We start from the raw sequence: 16901 nt of genomic DNA, 5'->3' as shown, positions 1-16901 counted from the left end.
CTTCGCTTTTATGTCTTTTTTCGCCAGCGTTTGTGCTTTTTAGCCGATTTTCACCTACCCATCGTCCCCGTCAAGCACGGCTCGCGTGCGCCATGAAGATTGCCATCGGTCTGCAGCAGGTGCATCGATTGCCAAGGTTTTCTGGCATAATCCCGCCCCCCTATGACCCGCCAGACAACCTTCATGATCGATTTATTCAGCGGACTGGATGCCTGGGTGTTGGTGAGCCTGCTGCTCGCCTTGACCTTCGTACTCGCCTTCGAGTTCATCAATGGCTTTCATGACACCGCCAACGCGGTAGCTACTGTCATCTATACCAAAGCCATGCCGCCGCACCTCGCCGTGTTCTTCTCCGGCGTGTTCAACTTCCTTGGCGTTCTGCTCGGTGGTGTTGGGGTGGCCTATGCCATCGTGCACCTGCTGCCGGTAGAGCTGCTGATCAATGTGAACACCGGACACGGCCTGGCCATGGTCTTCTCGCTGCTGGCTGCGGCCATCACCTGGAACCTGGGCACTTGGTACTTCGGCATCCCGGCCTCCAGCTCGCACACGCTGATCGGCTCCATTCTCGGTGTCGGCTTGGCCAACGCCCTGATCAACGACATCCCGCTGGGCGACGGCGTCAACTGGCAAAAGGCGATCGACATCGCCATGTCGCTGGTGGTCTCGCCCATGGCCGGCTTCGCCGTTGCCGCCCTGGTGCTGATCGGCCTGAAATGGTGGCGCCCGCTGTCGAAGATGCACAAAACCCCCGAGCAGCGCCGCAAGCTCGACGACAAGAAGCACCCGCCGTTCTGGAACCGCCTGGTCCTGGTGGTTTCCGCCATGGGTGTAAGCTTCGTGCACGGCTCCAACGACGGCCAGAAAGGCATCGGCCTGATCATGCTGGTACTGATCGGTATCGTCCCGGCCAAGTTCGTCCTCGACCTGAACAGCACCACGTACCAGATCGAGCGTACCCGCGACGCTACCCTGCACATGAGCCAGTTCTACCAGCGCAATGCCGCGACCCTGGGCGAATTCCTGGCACTGGGCAAGGCCAAGGCCAGCGACCTGCCGGAGCAGTTCAGCTGCAACCCACAGCAGACCGAACCGACCATCGCCGCACTGCAGTCCTCGTTGCAAGGCGTGACCGACTACCACAGCCTGGACGCCGAGAAGCGCGTCGAAGTGCGTCGCTACCTGCTGTGCCTGGATGACACGGCGAAGAAGGTTGGCAAACTGCCAGGCCTGGAAGCCCGTGAAAAGGCCGACCTTGAGAAACTGCGCAAAGACCTCACCGCCACCACCGAATACGCCCCATTCTGGGTAATCGTGGCCGTCGCCCTGGCCCTGGGCCTTGGCACCATGGTTGGCTGGAAGCGTGTGGTGTTGACCGTTGGCGAGAAGATCGGCAAACAGGGCATGACATACGCCCAAGGTATGTCGGCACAGATCACCGCAGCCTGCGCCATCGGCATGGCCAACGTGTTCGCCCTGCCGGTATCGACCACCCATGTGCTGTCGTCCGGTGTGGCCGGCACCATGGTCGCCAACAAAAGTGGCCTGCAAGGCGGCACCGTGAAGACCATCCTGCTGGCCTGGATCCTGACCCTGCCTGCCTCGATGGGCTTGGCGGCCGGCCTGTTCTGGCTGGCGTCCAAAGCCATTGGCTGACGGACACCGCAATAGAAAAAGGCGCCCAAGGGCGCCTTTTCTATGGCTATTTTCCTGCACTTAGTAGGAGCAGGTCGCCTGCCAGGTGCAGGTCATCACTTTTTCTTGCCGCCGAGCAACGACCCCATCAACCCGCGTACCAACTGCCGCCCCAACTGGTTGGCCGCCTGGCGTACCGCCGACTTGATCGCCTGCCCCGCCGCACTCTGCAAGAACTCACCGGCCTTGTCGGTAAAGCTCTCCTCATCCGCCTTCGGTTGCGGCGCCGGTTCCACCGCCTCGCCCTTGCGCTGGGTCAGCATCTCATAGGCCGACTCACGGTCCACAGGCTTGTCATAGCGCCCCGCCAACGGCGAGGCCGCAACCAACGCACTGCGCTCAACTGCACTCAGCGGCCCTATACGTGACTGCGGCGGTGCAACCAGTACCCGCTGCACCATGGCCGGCGTGCCCTTTTCTTCCAGCGTGCCCACCAGCGCCTCGCCAATCCCCAACTCAGTCAACACCGCCAGGGTGTCGAACGCAGGATTGGGGCGGAAGCCATCGGCCACAGCCCGCAGCGCCTTCTGCTCCTTGGCAGTAAACGCCCGCAGACCATGTTGTATGCGCAAACCTAGCTGGGCCAGCACCGCGTCGGGCAAGTCTCCTGGCGACTGGGTGACGAAATACACCCCCACGCCCTTGGAGCGGATGAGCCGCACCACTTGCTCAAGACGGTCCTGCAATGCCTTGGGCGTGCCGTTGAACAGCAAGTGCGCCTCATCGAAGAACAGTGCCAGCACCGGCTTGTCGGCATCGCCGCGCTCGGGCAACTGCTCGAACAACTCGGCCAGCAGCCACAACAGGAACGTCGCATACACTTTGGGTGCTTCGTGCACCAGCCGGCTGGCATCGAGCAAGTGGATGCGGCCACGGCCATCCGGGTCCGGGCGCAGCAAGTCCTCCAACTGCAATGCCGGCTCACCAAACAGCGCCTCCGCTCCCTGCTGCTCAAGGGTTGCGAGCCGGCGCAGCAAGGCCTGAGTGGAGGCCGTGGTCATCAGCGCACTGTCTTCGCCGAGCAGTTGCGGGTTGTCTTTCAGGTGCGCAAGCAGAGCCTTGAGGTCCTTGAGGTCCAGCAGCAGCAGGCCTTCGCGGTCAGCCACCTTGAAGGCTGCATACAGCGCCGCCTGCTGGCTGTCGGTCAGCTCCAGCAAGTTGCCCAGCAGCAGCGGCCCCATTTCACTGAGGGTGGTGCGCAGCGGGTGGCCGGACTGCCCGGCAATGTCCCACAAGCTCACCGGGTAAGCCCGAGGCGTATGCCCCAGCCACGGCATGCCGGCGATGCGCTCGGCCACCTTGCCCTGGGGTGCACCGGCTGCGCCCAGGCCGCAGAGGTCACCTTTGACATCAGCAGCGAACACCGCCACCCCGGCGTCGCTGAACACTTCCGCCAGGTGCTGCAGGGTCACGGTCTTGCCTGTACCGGTTGCGCCCGCCACCAGACCGTGGCGGTTGGCCAGGCGCATTGCTTGCCCGACTGGCTGGCCATCCGGGCCAGCACCTACAACGATGGTCGAAAATTCCGACATCTCTTTAATCCTCTGCTCAAGCTTTAGCTTAATTCGGCCGATACCTGTGGGTGATATTCGCCTTAATAGAGAGGAACAACCGAAAAGGTACTTTTCTGGATGTTGCACTGCCTACCGCTCCACTCGTGCGAACGCCTGATATAAAACCTTAGCGGAACCGATTACGCCATGAACAAAAGCCTTCGTTTCAGCCACAAGATTCTTTTGGCAGCATCACTGATCGTGATACTTGCCTTCAGCCTTTTCACCCTCTACAACGATTACCTCCAGCGTAATGCGATCCGCGAGGACCTGGAAAACTATCTGGCTGAAATGGGCACCTCCACTTCGACCAACATCCGCAACCTGTTCGAAGGCCGCATCAAACTGGTGGAGAACCTGGCACAGAACATTGCCCAGGACCCGACCAACGCCGAAACCCTGATGGGCCAGAATGCGCTGATATCCAGCTTCCTTACCGTGTACCTGGGCAAGGTCGACGGCGGTTTCAGCGTGCGCCCCGACGCGAAGATGCCCGACGGCTATGACCCACGTACCCGTCCCTGGTACAAGGACGGCATGAGCGCCAGCGGCGCAACCCTGACCGAACCGTACATCGACATGACCACCAACAAGATGGTCATCGGTATCCTCAGCAAGGTCTCCAGCAGCGTTGGCGTGGTTGGTGGCGACCTGGCCCTGGACGGCCTGGTGCAGATCATCAACTCGCTGAACTTCGGCGGCATGGGCTATGCCTTCCTGGTCAACGACCAGGGCAAGATCCTGGTGCACCCGGACAAAGACCTGGTGATGAAGTCACTGTCAGACCTGTTCCCGCAGCACACGCCAAAACTGACAGGCGAGCTGACCGAAGTGCAGAGCGATGGCCAGGCCCGCCTGCTGACCTTCACCCCGATCACCGGCTTGCCGTCGGCCAACTGGTACATCGGTTTGTCGGTGGACAAGAACAAGGCCTTCTCGATGCTCAGCACCTTCCGCACCTCGGCGGTGATCGCCACGGTAGTGGCGGTGGTGATCATCATCGGCCTGCTCGGTTTGCTGATTCGCGTGTTGATGCAGCCGCTGCACACCATGACGCGCGCCATGGAAGACATTGCCGAAGGTGAAGGCGACCTGACCAAGCGCCTGCGCATCCACAACCACGACGAATTCGGCATCCTCGGCAACGCCTTCAACCGGTTCGTCGAGCGTATTCACAGCAGCATCCGCGAAGTGTCTTCTGCCACCGAGCAGGTCAACGAAGTGGCCCTGCGGGTCATCAGTGCTTCGAATTCATCGATGACCAACTCCGACGAGCAGTCCAACCGCACCAACAGTGTCGCCGCCGCCATCAACGAGTTGGGCGCCGCCGCTCAGGAAATTGCCGGCAATGCTGCTCAAGCCTCGCAGCACGCCAGTTCCGCGCGCCTGCTGGCCGAAGAGGGCCAGCAAGTGGTCGAGCGCAACATTGCTGCGATGAACCGCCTGTCCGACCTGATCGTCACGTCCAGCGAGCACATCGAAACGCTGAACAGCAAGACCGTGAATATCGGCCAGATCCTCGAAGTGATCACCAGCATCTCCCAGCAGACCAACCTGCTGGCGCTGAACGCCGCCATCGAAGCAGCCCGCGCCGGTGAAGCCGGGCGTGGTTTTGCCGTGGTTGCCGACGAAGTGCGCAACCTGGCGCACCGCACCCAGGAATCGGCGCAGCAGGTGCAGACCATGATCGAAGAGCTGCAGGTCGGTGCCCGCGAGTCGGTCGACACCATGGACCAGAGCCAGCGCCACAGCCAGGACAGCATGCAGATCGCCAACCAGGCCGGTGAGCGGCTGGACAGCGTGACCGTGCGCATTGGCGAGATCGATGGCATGAACCAATCGGTGGCCACTGCCACCGAAGAACAGACCGCCGTGGTCGAGGCGATCAACATGGACATCAACGAGATCAACATGCTCAACCAGGAAGGCGTGGAAAACCTGCAGGCGACCCTGCGCGCGTGCTCCGACCTTGAGCAGCAGGCTGGCCGCCTGAAGCACCTGGTGGGCAGCTTCCGCATCTAAATACAGACCGCACCGCCCGCCCCCACAAGGACAGCACAACCCCGAAGGGTTGCGCCCTACCTGTGGGGGCGGGCGAGCCCGCGAAACAACCAACACCACTCGACGAGCCTGCCCCACCCAACCCCGATCGAACAAACTATCCTTCACACAGGTCAACCTTTAGGCGCGTCATCGCCGGCAAGCCACCGCCGGATGACAGACCCGAAGACGATCCCGGAGGGATGCTGATCGTGCATATCGCCGACATCACCATGTTCTACGCCCCGGCCAGCGGTGGCGTACGTACCTATCTTGATGCCAAACATCACCGTCTCGACGCCATCCACGGCGTACGCCACAGCCTGTTGATCCCCGGCGCCAGCGCCCACCAAGCCGATGGCATCTACCAGGTTCCCGCTCCACCCTTGCCGTTTGGCAAGGGCTATCGTTTTCCTGTACGCCTGGCCCCATGGTGCAATACGCTGCGCACGCTCAAACCCGACCTGATAGAAGTCGGCGACCCCTACCTCACCGCATGGGCCGCGCTGGAGGCCCGGCGCCAACTCGACGTGCCGGTAATCGGTTTCTACCATTCCGACTTGCCGTTGCTGGTGAGCAACCGCATGGGCAACTGGTTCACGCCCAATGTCGAAGCCTATGTCAGCAAGCTGTACGGCAATTTCGACCGGGTACTGGCGCCCAGCCAGGTCATGGCCGACAAATTACGCCGCCTGGGCGTGCGCGATGTACACGTGCAGCCGCTGGGCGTTGACCTTGCCACGTTCCATCCCGCCCAGCGCGACCCGCACCTGCGCGCCGAACTGGGCATAGCCGACACCAGCCGCCTGTTGATCTACGCCGGCCGCGGCTCGCGGGAAAAGAACCTGCCGGTGCTGCTCGACTGCATGCAGCAACTCGGCCACCCCTACCACCTGCTGCTGGTGGGCTCGAACATGCCGGCCAGCGTGCCGCACAACGTCAGCGTCATCGACCACTTCTGCCCCGCTGCAGAGGTGGCCCGGCTGATGGCCAGTGCCGACCTGCTGGTGCATGCTGGCGACCAGGAAACCTTCGGCCTGGTCATCCTCGAAGCCATGGCCAGCGCCACACCCGTGGTGGCCGTACGCGCAGGTGCGTTCACTGAAATCATCAACGAGCAGTGTGGCCGCCTGTGCACGCCCAACGAGGGTCGGGCGATGGCGATGGCAGTGCGCGAGGCGTTCGAGGCGGGGGTCCGCAAGCTCGGCATGCAGGCCCGTCGTCATGTAGAGCAACATTATTCATGGGATAAGGTGGTGGCGGGCCTGCTACAGCACTACCAAGCCGTGCTCGGCCATCAGCCACAGGTGCGTGCCCATGCTTGAGCCCTCCTCCAGGCAACGCAGCCTCCTGCTGGTATTGCATGATATGGCCCCAGAAACCTGGCCGGACTATGCGCCGTTCGTACACGCCGTGGATGCGCTGGGCAACGTGCCCATGACATGGCTGGTGGTCCCTGACTTCCATCGGCGTAATCCGCTGCACCAGGCACCCTCGTTCTGCCGCGTGCTGGACGAACGCCTGGCCAACGGCGACGAGCTGGCGCTGCACGGTTACGCCCATGCCGACGAAGGGCCGGCACCGCGCAGCCCCATCGACTACTTCATGCGGCGCATCTACACGCATGAAGGTGAGTTCTATAGCCTCGATGAGCACGCCGCGCTTACCCGGCTGCAGGATGGCCTGGCGCTGTTCGAGGACCACGGCTGGCCCGTAGCAGGCTTTGTCGCACCCGCCTGGCTCATGAGCCAGGGCACTCGGCAAGCCTTGCGCCGCCTGCCGCTGAAGTACACCAGCACACCGCAACACCTTTACCGTTTGCCGGACTTCACAGCCATCGATGCGCCAGGCCTGGTCTGGAGTGCCCGGAGCGCATGGCGTCGTACTTTGTCCCGCGCAGTCTGCAACTGGCAATGTCAACGCTGGCAGGACGCGAGCACATTGCGCCTCGGGCTGCACCCTGTGGACATGCGCCACCGCTCATCCCGTGACTATTGGCTGCGAACACTCGAAAGCCTGTTGAAGGACGGCCGCGAGCCGCTGACCAAATCTGCCTGGCTGGAGCGCCAGGTGCCAGCATGAACCGCTGGGCCTGGCTGGCGCTGGCATTGCTGGGTGCAGCGCTGGTGCCCGTGCTGCTGGGTGGTAGCGAGCTGCTGCCAAGGCTAAGCCGGTTCGACCCACAACTGATGCTGATATTGCTTGGCATGATTTTGTCGTGCTGGCTCATCAACGCCTTGCGCCTGCGCTTGTTGCTCGGCGAGCAGGCAAAGCAGTTGAGCCCTGCACGCAGCCTGGGCGTGGTGATGGCCACCGAGTTCGCCATCTGCACCACCCCCGGCGGCAGTGGCGGTCCGTTGACCCTGATGGCCCTGCTGGCGCGCAATCGCATCGGCCCGGCGCGCAGCGCTGCGGTATTCGCCATGGACCAGCTGAACGACCTGGTGTTCTTCTTCTGCGCGATGCTGACGATCGCCGGCTACGCACTGTTCCACAGCCTGGGCCGCAGCCAGGAAAGCATGCTGCTTGGCAGTGCATTACTGCTGTGCACAACGCTGGCCGGTGTGGTCGCGCTGTTGCGCTACCGACGCACGGTAATGCGCATGAACGGCAGGCTGTTGCAGCGCCTGGGCATGGGGCCGCCGCGCAACCGCCGCTGGGCGCGCAAACTGCTGCACTTCATCGCTGCCCTGGCACAGACCTGGCGCCTGCCCAAGCGCACCTTGAGCCTGGTGTTCACCCTCACCTGCGTCCACTGGGGGCTGCGCTACAGCGTGCTGTTCCTGGTGTTGCGGGGGCTGGGGGTAGAGCTGGCGTGGATCCCCAGCTTCCTGGTGCAGATGCTGTCGCTCAGTGCCGGCCAGTTCAGCCTGCTGCCTGGCGGGGCCGGGGCCGCCGAGCTGACTTCGGCCACCTTGCTGACACCCTTGGTGGGCAGCTCGACCGCAGCGGCGGCGATCCTGATATGGCGAGGGGTTACTTACTACTTTTATCTGCTGGCAGGCGGGCCTGTGTTCGTGTGCCTGCTGGCGCGTCCTTTGCTGGAGCGCTGGCGGCGGCAGGCGGGTTGAGCTGTTGCCAGAGTTCGGCGGCGCCTGGGAAGTCGGTGCCGTCGGTTTCGTCCAGGGCTTCGGGGTCGTAACGGGCCAGGCACCCTTCGCCAAGGGTGGGTGGGGGTGAGGCGGTTGGGGCATTGCGCTGCTTGGCCATTAGCGATCCTTTCAAGATTTTTGGGGCCGCTTTGCGGCCCAAAAATCCCACAGGCAACCTGCTGTTTCAGTCAAACACGACAGTCTTGTTGCCATGCACCAGCACGCGGTCTTCCAGGTGATAGCGCAGGCCACGGGCCAGCACCATCTTCTCCACATCACGGCCAAAGCGGACCATGTCCTCGATGCTGTCGGCATGGCTGACACGCACCACGTCCTGCTCGATGATCGGGCCGGCGTCCAGCTCTTCGGTGACGTAGTGGCAGGTCGCACCGATCAGCTTCACGCCACGCAGGGCGGCCTGGTGGTACGGCTTGGCGCCGACGAACGAAGGCAGGAAGCTGTGGTGAATGTTGATGACCTTCTCTGCATAGTCCCGGCACAGTTGCGGCGGCAGGATTTGCATATAGCGGGCCAGTACCACCACGTCGGCGGCGTGCTCCTGCACCAGGCGCGACACCTCGGCGAAGGCCGGGGCCTTGTCCTTGGGATCGACCGGCACATGGAAGAACGGAATACCGTGCCACTCGACCATGCTGCGCAAATCATTATGGTTGGAGATCACGCAAGGGATCTCGCAGTCCAGCTCATCGGTGTGCCAGCGGTGCAGCAAGTCTGCCAGGCAGTGAGACTCACGGCTGGCCATCAGTACCACGCGTTTTTTCTGCGCCGAGTCGGTAATGCGCCAGGCCATGGAGAACTCTTCGGCGATTGGCGCAAACGCCTCACGGAAAGCTTCGATACCGAACGGCAGAGATTCAGCGCGGATTTCATGGCGCATGAAGAACCAACCGCTCTGCTCATCGGAGTGGTGGCTGGCTTCGTTGATCCAGCCATTGTACAAGGCCAGGAAATTACTGACTTTCGCCACGATGCCTACACGGTCGGGGCAGGCGATCACCAGACGATAGGTGCGCATGAATGAGACTCCAGAACTTCGCAAAGGCGCCCATTCTAGCGGCACGCCAGCAAAAGCGCAGTATTGATCGCAGCCACGATGGCATATGCAGGCCCAAATCGATGCACGGGCAGCGTCTGGCAGACATGGGCTTTATGTAAAATTTTGTTCACGTTGAGAAATGTTGTCACAGCTTAATTAACAGTTAATGGTCCAATCTTATGTTTACTTGCGAGTATCGCCTGTCTATTATTGCCCCACACATTTCTGAACACGCATTAAGGAACACTCCATGTCCCTGATCAACGAGTACCGCGCTACCGAAGAAGCCATCAAGGAACTTCAGGCCCGCCTGGCCAACCTGTCGCAGGATGACAAGCTGAAGAAAGAACTGGAGTTCGAAGGCAAACTGCGCACACTGATGGGCGAGTACTCCAAGTCGCTGCGCGACGTGATTGCCCTGCTCGACCCAGAGTCGAAACTGAGCAAAGCACCGCGTGGCGCGGTCAAGACTACCGCCACCAAGCGTGCACGTAAGGTCAAGCAATACAAAAACCCGCACAACGGTGAAGTGATCGAAACCAAAGGCGGCAACCACAAAACCCTGAAAGAGTGGAAAGCCACTTGGGGCGGCGATGTGGTTGAAAGCTGGGCAACCCTGCTGGACTGATAGTCCGCATACACCGTTTGCTTCACACAACAAAAACGCCGGCACATTGCCGGCGTTTTTGTTTACCTACCATCAGCCAATTGCAAATTGTGCCTGCAATTGACGGGCATGCACTTGCCAGGCCTCGAGCACTCGCCGGCCCGCCTCGTCGGCCCCCTGCCAGGCTTGCTGGCGCGCCTGTTCAAAGTCGCCCAGGGTATTGGGTGCGCCCCACTGCGGGTCGCTCAGGCGTTGCTGGCAGAAGCCGTACCACCGTTGCAGCTCTTCGCTGGTCAAGGTTTCAGGGAAGTTACGAGCCCGATAACGGAACAACAGCTCCGGCAAACGCGGGTCATCGAACATCCAGTGGCCACGGCTCAACTGCGCCGGTTCCAGCGCACGAACTTGCTCGCATAAACGCCGGTCGCGGTCACCGATAAATCCCTCATACAACTGCTGTTCCGGGTCTTCACTCGGGGCGAACTCATCCTTGCCATAGATGTGTTCCAGCTTGTCTTGCCATTGCGCCTGTTGATTGGCCAACTGTTCACCGCGCGATTGTAACAACGTCAAGTCCAGACCCAACCGTTGTTGATCGGCCGGGCGCAATACCGACAGCGGCGCCAGTACCGGGCAGCGATTGATCTGCACCAATTTGAGCGGTACCGGTAATTCACCTTCGGCCAATTCATCATGACGGGTGTACAAGCGCTGACGCAGAATTTCAGCACTTTCCCGTAGTAACGGTAGGGTTTCATGGTGCAGGTCGCAGACAATCAGCGCATTGCGATTACGCGGGTGCCAGGCCAGTGGCAATACGACACCCAGGTAATTACGCGCCGCAGAAAAACGCCCGGATATATGCACCAGAGGCTGCAACAAACGAATTTGCTCCATCACTTTATGCTTGCTGCGCAACTGGAACAGCCAGTCATACAACTTGGGCTGTTTCTGCCGAATCAGGCGGGCCAGGGCAATGGTTGCCCGCACGTCGGAAAGCGCTTCGTGGGCATGCCCGTGGTCAATGCCATTGGCCTTGCTCAGCAGTTCCAGGCGCAGGCTGGTGCGCCCGTCCTGCTGCGGCCATTGGATGCCATCCGGGCGCAGGGCATAGGCGGTGCGCACGATGTCGATCAGGTCCCAGCGGCTGTTACCGCCCTGCCACTCACGGGCATAGGGGTCGAAAAAATTGCGGTACAAACTGTAGCGGGTCACTTCATCGTCGAAGCGCAGCGTGTTGTAGCCCGCGCCACAGGTACCCGGCTGCGCCAGTTGTGCGTACACCTGGGTCATGAACTCGGCTTCGCACAGGCCCTGCTCAGCCAGCAACTGCGGGGTGATGCCGGTTACCAGGCAGGCCGCCGGGTGCGGCAGGATATCGTCCGAGGGCCGGCAATAAAGGCTGATCGGCTCGTCGATTTCGTTGAGGTCGAAGTCAGTGCGCACACCAGCCACCTGCAGCGGCCGATCGCAGCGCGGGTTGATGCCGGTGGTTTCGTAGTCGTGCCAGAAAATGCTGGAGCTCACGGGGTCGTCCTGTATCGAGGTCGACCCGATTCTAGCGCGATTCTAGAAAGCCAAGGTTCAGACGCGAGCGTTGGCGGGGCGGAAACTGAAATACTCGCGCAGCGAGCGCACGAAATCATCGTACTCGCGTGGAGACTGCAGCAGCATGAAGCCCGAATCGTAGTGCCCCGGCGTCTGGTCCTCGCGGCACCACAGGCAACTGGCGGTGAGGTTGACGAACTGGTGCCCGCCGCCAGCCAGTGGCATGCGCAGTTGCAGCTCGTAATCAGGCCCGACCAGCACGGGTAGCTGGCTGATGACCATCAAGCCATCTTCGGAGGCATTGCCCAGCTGACCGAGTTCCTGACCGGTAAAACGGTTGAACACCTTGAGGACGCAAGGCAGTTGATGACGTTCGATGTGGCGCTTGTTGAACATGATCGCGAGTGTATTCCGTACCTGATGCCAGGAATACAAGGTACTGGCGGTTGTTGTAACAGCTGAGTTACAGATTAGCGCAGCGCGCGCAGCAAATCTCGTGAAATAAACCACACCTTGGTGTTAGCGCCAAGGTGCGGTCGTCACCGGGCTGGCCACGGCCGCTTCAACGCCGCGCACATGGCCGAGTTTTTCCAGCGTCTGCAGGCGCGCCTGGGCACGATAGGCGTACTCGTTGCCCGGGTACTGCTGGATCAAGTATTGGTAAGTCTGCGCAGCATCCACGTACAACGCCTGGCGCTCCAGGCACTGGCCGCGCAGCAACGATACCTCGGGGTGGATGAACGGCCGTGCACGGCTGGTGCGGTCAACCTGCGACAACTCGAGCATGACGCGTGCACAATCGCCCCGGTCGTAGGCGCGGTAGGCATTGTTCAGGTGGTGGTCCATCGACCAGCGGGTGCAGCCGACGGCGCTGACGGCCAGGGCTAAAACGATCAGGGCTCGCATGGGGATCTCCTTTGATGCCAGTGTATCGGCGTTTGCCTGCAAATCTTCACACCCTTTTGCAAGGATACCCTGCCCGTTCAAATGCCACCCTGCCTTGGTCGCAGGTAGTGCAACGGAACAATGACTACAGCGAGATTCAGGAGTAGCCTTTCGCTGCGCTTCACTATAGGAGTTTGTGCATGAGCATCCGCCGTACCAAAATCGTCGCCACCCTTGGCCCCGCCAGCAACTCGCCGGAAGTGATCGAACAGCTGATCCTTGCCGGCCTGGACGTGGCACGCCTGAACTTCTCCCACGGCACGCCGGACGAGCACAAGGCCCGTGCGCGCCTGATCCGTGACATCGCCGCCAAGAACGGCCGCCATGTTGCATTGCTGGGCGACCTGCAGGGTCCGAAGATCCGCATCGCCAAGTTCGCCAACAAGCGCATCGAATTGAAGATCGGTGACAAGTTCACCTTCTCCACCGCCCACCCGCTGACCGAAGGCAACCAGGACATCGTCGGTATCGACTACCCCGACCTGGTCAAGGACTGCGGCGTTGGTGACGAGCTGCTGCTCGACGATGGTCGCGTGGTCATGCGCGTCGAAACCGCCACTGCAGACGCCCTGCACTGCGTGGTGATCATCGGTGGCCCGCTGTCAGACCACAAAGGCATCAACCGTAAAGGTGGCGGCCTGACCGCACCGGCCCTGACCGAAAAAGACAAGGCCGACATCAAGCTGGCCGCGGAAATGGACCTGGACTATCTGGCCGTATCCTTCCCACGTGACGCCAGCGACATGGAATACGCGCGCAAGCTGCGTGACGAGTCCGGCGGCAGCGCCTGGCTGGTGGCCAAGATCGAACGCGCCGAAGCGGTTGCCGACGACGAGACCCTCGACAAGCTGATCGCCGCCTCCGACGCAGTGATGGTTGCCCGTGGCGACCTGGGCGTGGAAATCGGCGACGCCGAGCTGATCGCCATCCAGAAGAAGATCATCCAGCACGCCCGCCGCAACAACAAGGCGGTGATCGTGGCGACCCAGATGATGGAGTCGATGATCCAGAACCCGATGCCGACCCGTGCCGAAGTGTCCGACGTGGCCAATGCCGTGCTGGACAACACCGACGCGGTGATGCTGTCGGCCGAAAGCGCCGCAGGTTCCTACCCGATCGAAGCCGTCCAGGCCATGGCCCGCATCTGCCTGGGTGCCGAAAAGCACCCGACCAGCCAGAAGTCCAGCCACCGCCTGCACACCACCTTCGAGCGCTGCGACGAAAGCATCGCCTTGGCGGCCATGTACACCGCCAACCACTTCCCGGGCGTGAAGGCGATCATCGCCCTGACCGAAAGCGGCTACACCCCGCTGATCATGTCGCGCCTGCGTTCGCACGTGCCGATCTTCGCCCTGTCGCCGCACCGCGCTACCCAGGCGCGCGCCAACATGTTCCGTGGCGTGTACCCGATTGCCTTCGACCCGGCTTCGCTGCCGGCCGACAAGGTGAGCCAGGCAGCCGTGGACGAGCTGCTCAAGCGTGGCCTGGTGCAGCAAGGTGACTGGGTGATCCTGACCAAGGGTGACAGCTACCACACCATCGGTGGCACCAACGGCATGAAGATCCTGCATGTCGGTGACCCGCTGGTCGGTTGATCTGCTGCTACAAAGGGGGCCGCTTTGCGGCCCCCTGCTATTCAGGCATGCTCGACAAACACATCAGCAAACACCTGCCCCCGTGGCACCCCGGCAATGAACAGCCGCCGGGCAAAACGCTCCACACTCCCCGGCGCCCCGCACACCAGCGCCACCGTCTGCCGTGACGCCAGCCGCAACCCGGCCAGCGCATCATCCATCTGTTCCGCCAGCACCAACTCGACTTTCACCCCTGGCAACTGCTGCAATGGCTCCGCCAAATAGTGCCCCGCCCGATCCCGTGCCACATGCAACAGCCGAATTTCCCCCCGATGCCCCTGGCGTAGCGCCTCGCGCAAGATGCCCCACAATGGCGCCAACCCGGTGCCCGCTGCCAACAACCACAGCGGCCGCTCCTGCCAGTCCGGGTCGTAATGCAAAGCCCCCCCTCTCAATTCACCCAGACGCATTTCATCGCCAACCCGTAGACCGCGCGCCTTGTCACAAAAGGCACCAGGGCGCTGGCAGTCGATATGAAACTCAAGTTGATCATCTTCACCTGGCAGGCTGGCCAGGGAATAAGGCCGTGCAACCTCGTCCAGCCACAGCACCACATGCTGACCCGCCTGATAGCGCAACGCACGCTCTGGCTGCAGGCGCAAACGCAGCACATCGCCGAACCAGTCCAGCGCACTGACCTTGGCCGGCACACCGTCGTGCCGAGAGTCGAACAGCACCAGGCGCAGGTCCTCGACCACACGGCACTGACAGGCCAGGCGCCAGCCCTGGGCATGCTTGTCAAGCGCCAGCGCCTCGGGCAAGGCATCCAACGGTTGCCCCGCCAGGCAGTGCACCAGGCAGGCATGGCAACTGCCGGCGCGGCAGCTGTAGGGCACATTCAACCCGGCCTCGTTCAGGGCATCGAGCAGGTTGCTGCCAGTCGGCACCGCCCAACGGTGCTCGCCCACGCAAATTTCGGGCATGTTCGGTACTTCTCCTGCTATCCCAGGCTCACTGTAAGCCAAGCAGAGCACGCCAGCAAAAAGGATGCCTGACCGCTGCCGACCATGGTCCAGACCGGCCGCAGGTGTGTCCGCCACGGATGCGCGCTATACTGCCGCGCCTTTTTCCGTCGGCCTGACCTGCCGGCGCCTTGCAAGGCGCTTCGACATGCTGGTCGGCAATGTCGAGCGTCTTTTTGAATGTTCCCGTCTTTAAGAGGAGCGCGCTGCATGACCGTGATCAAGCAAGACGACCTGATTCAGAGCGTCGCCGACGCCCTGCAATTCATCTCGTACTACCACCCCGTCGATTTCATCCAGGCCATGCACGAGGCCTATCTGCGTGAAGAGTCGCCTGCTGCACGCGATTCCATCGCCCAGATCCTGATCAACTCGCGCATGTGCGCCACCGGCCACCGCCCGATCTGCCAGGACACCGGTATCGTCACCGTGTTCGTGCGCGTGGGCATGGACGTACGCTGGGACGGCGCCACCCTGAGCGTCGACGACATGATCAACGAAGGTGTGCGTCGCGCCTACAACCTGCCTGAAAACGTCCTGCGCGCCTCGATCCTGGCCGACCCGGCCGGTGCTCGCAAGAACACCAAGGACAACACCCCGGCAGTGATCCACTACTCCATCGTCCCCGGCGACAAGGTCGAGGTCGATGTCGCAGCCAAGGGCGGCGGCTCGGAGAACAAGTCGAAGATGGCCATGCTCAACCCGTCCGACTCGATCGTCGACTGGGTGCTGAAGACCGTGCCGACCATGGGCGCTGGCTGGTGCCCGCCTGGCATGCTCGGCATCGGCATCGGCGGTACCGCCGAGAAAGCCGCAGTAATGGCCAAGGAAGTGTTGATGGAGTCCATCGACATCCATGAGCTGAAAGCCCGCGGCCCGCAAAACCGCCTGGAAGAAATCCGTCTGGAGCTGTTCGAGAAGGTCAACCAGCTGGGCATCGGCGCCCAGGGCCTGGGTGGCCTGACCACCGTGCTCGACGTCAAGATCATGGACTACCCGACCCACGCCGCCTCCCTGCCGGTGTGCATGATCCCCAACTGCGCCGCCACCCGCCACGCCCACTTCGTGCTCGATGGCTCCGGCCCGGCAGAACTGGAAGCGCCGTCGCTGGATGCCTACCCGGAAATCGTCTGGGAAGCTGGCCCGAGCGCCCGTCGCGTCAACCTCGACGACATCACCCCGGAAGAAGTCGCCAGCTGGAAGCCGGGCGAAACCATCCTGCTCAACGGCAAGATGCTGACCGGCCGCGATGCCGCGCACAAGCGCATGGTTGAAATGCTCAACCGTGGCGAAGAACTGCCAGTCGACCTGAAAGGCCGCTTCATCTACTACGTAGGCCCGGTCGACCCGGTCGGTGACGAAGTGGTAGGCCCAGCCGGCCCGACCACCGCCACTCGCATGGACAAGTTCACCCGCCAGATCCTCGAGCAGACCGGCCTGCTGGGCATGATCGGCAAGTCCGAGCGTGGCCCGACCGCCATCGAGGCGATCAAGGACAACAAGGCCGTGTACCTGATGGCCGTTGGCGGTGCTGCCTACCTGGTAGCCCAGGCCATCCGCAAGTCGAAGGTACTGGCCTTCGCCGAGCTGGGCATGGAAGCGATCTACGAGTTCGAGGTCAAGGACATGCCGGTTACCGTCGCCGTCGATAGCAACGGTGAGTCGGTACACATCACTGGCCCTGCCCTGTGGCAGAGCAAGATTGCCCAAAGCCTGGCAGTCGAAGTGAAGTAACCAGATGTAACTGCGGCGCCCGCTCCCACAGGTA

General features: G+C 62.0%; 14 protein-coding genes. 8 read left to right on the top strand and 6 right to left on the bottom strand.

Annotated features, from left to right (window positions below; genetic code table 11):
• The first annotated feature begins 183 nt into the window (after positions 1–183).
• Entirely contained in the window at positions 184–1656 is a 1473-nt protein-coding gene (locus Q9451_RS07530) for an inorganic phosphate transporter (RefSeq protein ID WP_041166780.1), read from the top strand.
• A gap of 95 nt (positions 1657–1751) precedes the next feature.
• On the opposite strand, the gene Q9451_RS07525 is transcribed toward Q9451_RS07530, so the two are convergent.
• Positions 1752–3227, bottom strand: coding sequence for a helicase HerA-like domain-containing protein (locus tag Q9451_RS07525; protein ID WP_012273992.1), 1476 nt, complete (start codon positions 3225–3227; stop codon positions 1752–1754).
• A gap of 168 nt (positions 3228–3395) precedes the next feature.
• On the opposite strand from Q9451_RS07525, the gene Q9451_RS07520 reads away from it, so the two are divergent.
• The 4 genes from Q9451_RS07520 to Q9451_RS07505 all read left to right on the top strand — a co-directional run bounded on the left by Q9451_RS07520 (position 3396) and on the right by Q9451_RS07505 (position 8359).
• Entirely contained in the window at positions 3396–5270 is a 1875-nt protein-coding gene (locus Q9451_RS07520) for a methyl-accepting chemotaxis protein (protein WP_012273993.1), read from the top strand.
• Positions 5271–5491: 221 nt separating this feature from the next.
• A complete protein-coding gene (locus Q9451_RS07515) occupies positions 5492–6613 on the top strand; it encodes a glycosyltransferase family 1 protein (protein ID WP_012273994.1) in 1122 nt (373 codons plus the stop codon).
• A complete protein-coding gene (locus Q9451_RS07510; protein WP_012273995.1) occupies positions 6606–7370 on the top strand; it encodes a polysaccharide deacetylase family protein in 765 nt (254 codons plus the stop codon). The genes Q9451_RS07515 and Q9451_RS07510 overlap by 8 nt, the downstream gene beginning before the upstream one ends.
• Positions 7367–8359 carry a lysylphosphatidylglycerol synthase transmembrane domain-containing protein gene (locus Q9451_RS07505; RefSeq protein ID WP_012273996.1) on the top strand — a complete coding sequence of 331 codons (993 nt, stop codon included), beginning with the start codon at positions 7367–7369 and terminating at the stop codon, positions 8357–8359. The genes Q9451_RS07510 and Q9451_RS07505 overlap by 4 nt, the downstream gene beginning before the upstream one ends.
• A 205-nt stretch (positions 8360–8564) precedes the next feature.
• Here the strand turns inward: Q9451_RS07505 and purU are convergent, their stop codons facing one another.
• Positions 8565–9416, bottom strand: a complete 852-nt coding sequence (gene purU, locus Q9451_RS07500) for a formyltetrahydrofolate deformylase (RefSeq protein WP_012273997.1) — start codon at positions 9414–9416, stop codon at positions 8565–8567.
• Between the two features lie 271 nt (positions 9417–9687).
• Here purU and mvaT point away from each other — a divergent pair, with 271 nt between their 5' ends.
• On the top strand, positions 9688–10065 hold the full coding sequence (gene mvaT, locus Q9451_RS07495; protein WP_012273998.1) for a histone-like nucleoid-structuring protein MvaT: 378 nt from the start codon (positions 9688–9690) through the stop codon (positions 10063–10065).
• A gap of 72 nt (positions 10066–10137) precedes the next feature.
• On the opposite strand, the gene sbcB is transcribed toward mvaT, so the two are convergent.
• The 3 genes from sbcB to Q9451_RS07480 form a co-directional block, all read right to left on the bottom strand.
• Positions 10138–11571, bottom strand: coding sequence for an exodeoxyribonuclease I (gene sbcB, locus Q9451_RS07490; protein ID WP_012273999.1), 1434 nt, complete (start codon positions 11569–11571; stop codon positions 10138–10140).
• Positions 11572–11628: 57 nt separating this feature from the next.
• Positions 11629–11988, bottom strand: a complete 360-nt coding sequence (locus tag Q9451_RS07485; RefSeq protein WP_012274000.1) for a PilZ domain-containing protein — start codon at positions 11986–11988, stop codon at positions 11629–11631.
• Between the two features lie 123 nt (positions 11989–12111).
• Positions 12112–12498 carry a hypothetical protein gene (locus tag Q9451_RS07480; protein ID WP_012274001.1) on the bottom strand — a complete coding sequence of 129 codons (387 nt, stop codon included), beginning with the start codon at positions 12496–12498 and terminating at the stop codon, positions 12112–12114.
• A 179-nt stretch (positions 12499–12677) separates the two neighbouring features.
• On the opposite strand from Q9451_RS07480, the gene pyk reads away from it, so the two are divergent.
• Positions 12678–14132, top strand: coding sequence for a pyruvate kinase (gene pyk / locus Q9451_RS07475; protein WP_012274002.1), 1455 nt, complete (start codon positions 12678–12680; stop codon positions 14130–14132).
• A gap of 41 nt (positions 14133–14173) precedes the next feature.
• Here pyk and Q9451_RS07470 read toward each other — a convergent pair whose 3' ends face one another.
• Positions 14174–15094, bottom strand: a complete 921-nt coding sequence (locus Q9451_RS07470; protein ID WP_012274003.1) for an iron-sulfur-binding ferredoxin reductase — start codon at positions 15092–15094, stop codon at positions 14174–14176.
• A gap of 249 nt (positions 15095–15343) precedes the next feature.
• Between Q9451_RS07470 and Q9451_RS07465 the strand changes: the two genes are divergently transcribed.
• Complete coding sequence (locus Q9451_RS07465; protein WP_012274004.1) at positions 15344–16867, top strand: fumarate hydratase; 1524 nt, start codon at positions 15344–15346, stop codon at positions 16865–16867.
• Positions 16868–16901 lie beyond the last annotated feature (34 nt).

Source organism: Pseudomonas sp. NY8896, assembly GCF_039634505.1.
This window is presented reverse-complemented; position numbering and strand designations above follow the sequence as displayed.

What these genes read in the sequence shown, in the direction of transcription:
- Q9451_RS07530 (WP_041166780.1), top strand. Translation starts at nt 184, where the DNA reads ATGATCGATTTATTCAGCGGACTGGATGCCTGGGTGTTGGTGAGCCTG.
- Q9451_RS07525 (WP_012273992.1), bottom strand. Translation starts at nt 3,227, where the DNA reads ATGTCGGAATTTTCGACCATCGTTGTAGGTGCTGGCCCGGATGGCCAG.
- Q9451_RS07520 (WP_012273993.1), top strand. Translation starts at nt 3,396, where the DNA reads ATGAACAAAAGCCTTCGTTTCAGCCACAAGATTCTTTTGGCAGCATCA.
- Q9451_RS07515 (WP_012273994.1), top strand. Translation starts at nt 5,492, where the DNA reads ATGCTGATCGTGCATATCGCCGACATCACCATGTTCTACGCCCCGGCC.
- Q9451_RS07510 (WP_012273995.1), top strand. Translation starts at nt 6,606, where the DNA reads ATGCTTGAGCCCTCCTCCAGGCAACGCAGCCTCCTGCTGGTATTGCAT.
- Q9451_RS07505 (WP_012273996.1), top strand. Translation starts at nt 7,367, where the DNA reads ATGAACCGCTGGGCCTGGCTGGCGCTGGCATTGCTGGGTGCAGCGCTG.
- purU (WP_012273997.1), bottom strand. Translation starts at nt 9,416, where the DNA reads ATGCGCACCTATCGTCTGGTGATCGCCTGCCCCGACCGTGTAGGCATC.
- mvaT (WP_012273998.1), top strand. Translation starts at nt 9,688, where the DNA reads ATGTCCCTGATCAACGAGTACCGCGCTACCGAAGAAGCCATCAAGGAA.
- Q9451_RS07485 (WP_012274000.1), bottom strand. Translation starts at nt 11,988, where the DNA reads ATGTTCAACAAGCGCCACATCGAACGTCATCAACTGCCTTGCGTCCTC.
- Q9451_RS07480 (WP_012274001.1), bottom strand. Translation starts at nt 12,498, where the DNA reads ATGCGAGCCCTGATCGTTTTAGCCCTGGCCGTCAGCGCCGTCGGCTGC.
- pyk (WP_012274002.1), top strand. Translation starts at nt 12,678, where the DNA reads ATGAGCATCCGCCGTACCAAAATCGTCGCCACCCTTGGCCCCGCCAGC.
- Q9451_RS07470 (WP_012274003.1), bottom strand. Translation starts at nt 15,094, where the DNA reads ATGCCCGAAATTTGCGTGGGCGAGCACCGTTGGGCGGTGCCGACTGGC.
- Q9451_RS07465 (WP_012274004.1), top strand. Translation starts at nt 15,344, where the DNA reads ATGACCGTGATCAAGCAAGACGACCTGATTCAGAGCGTCGCCGACGCC.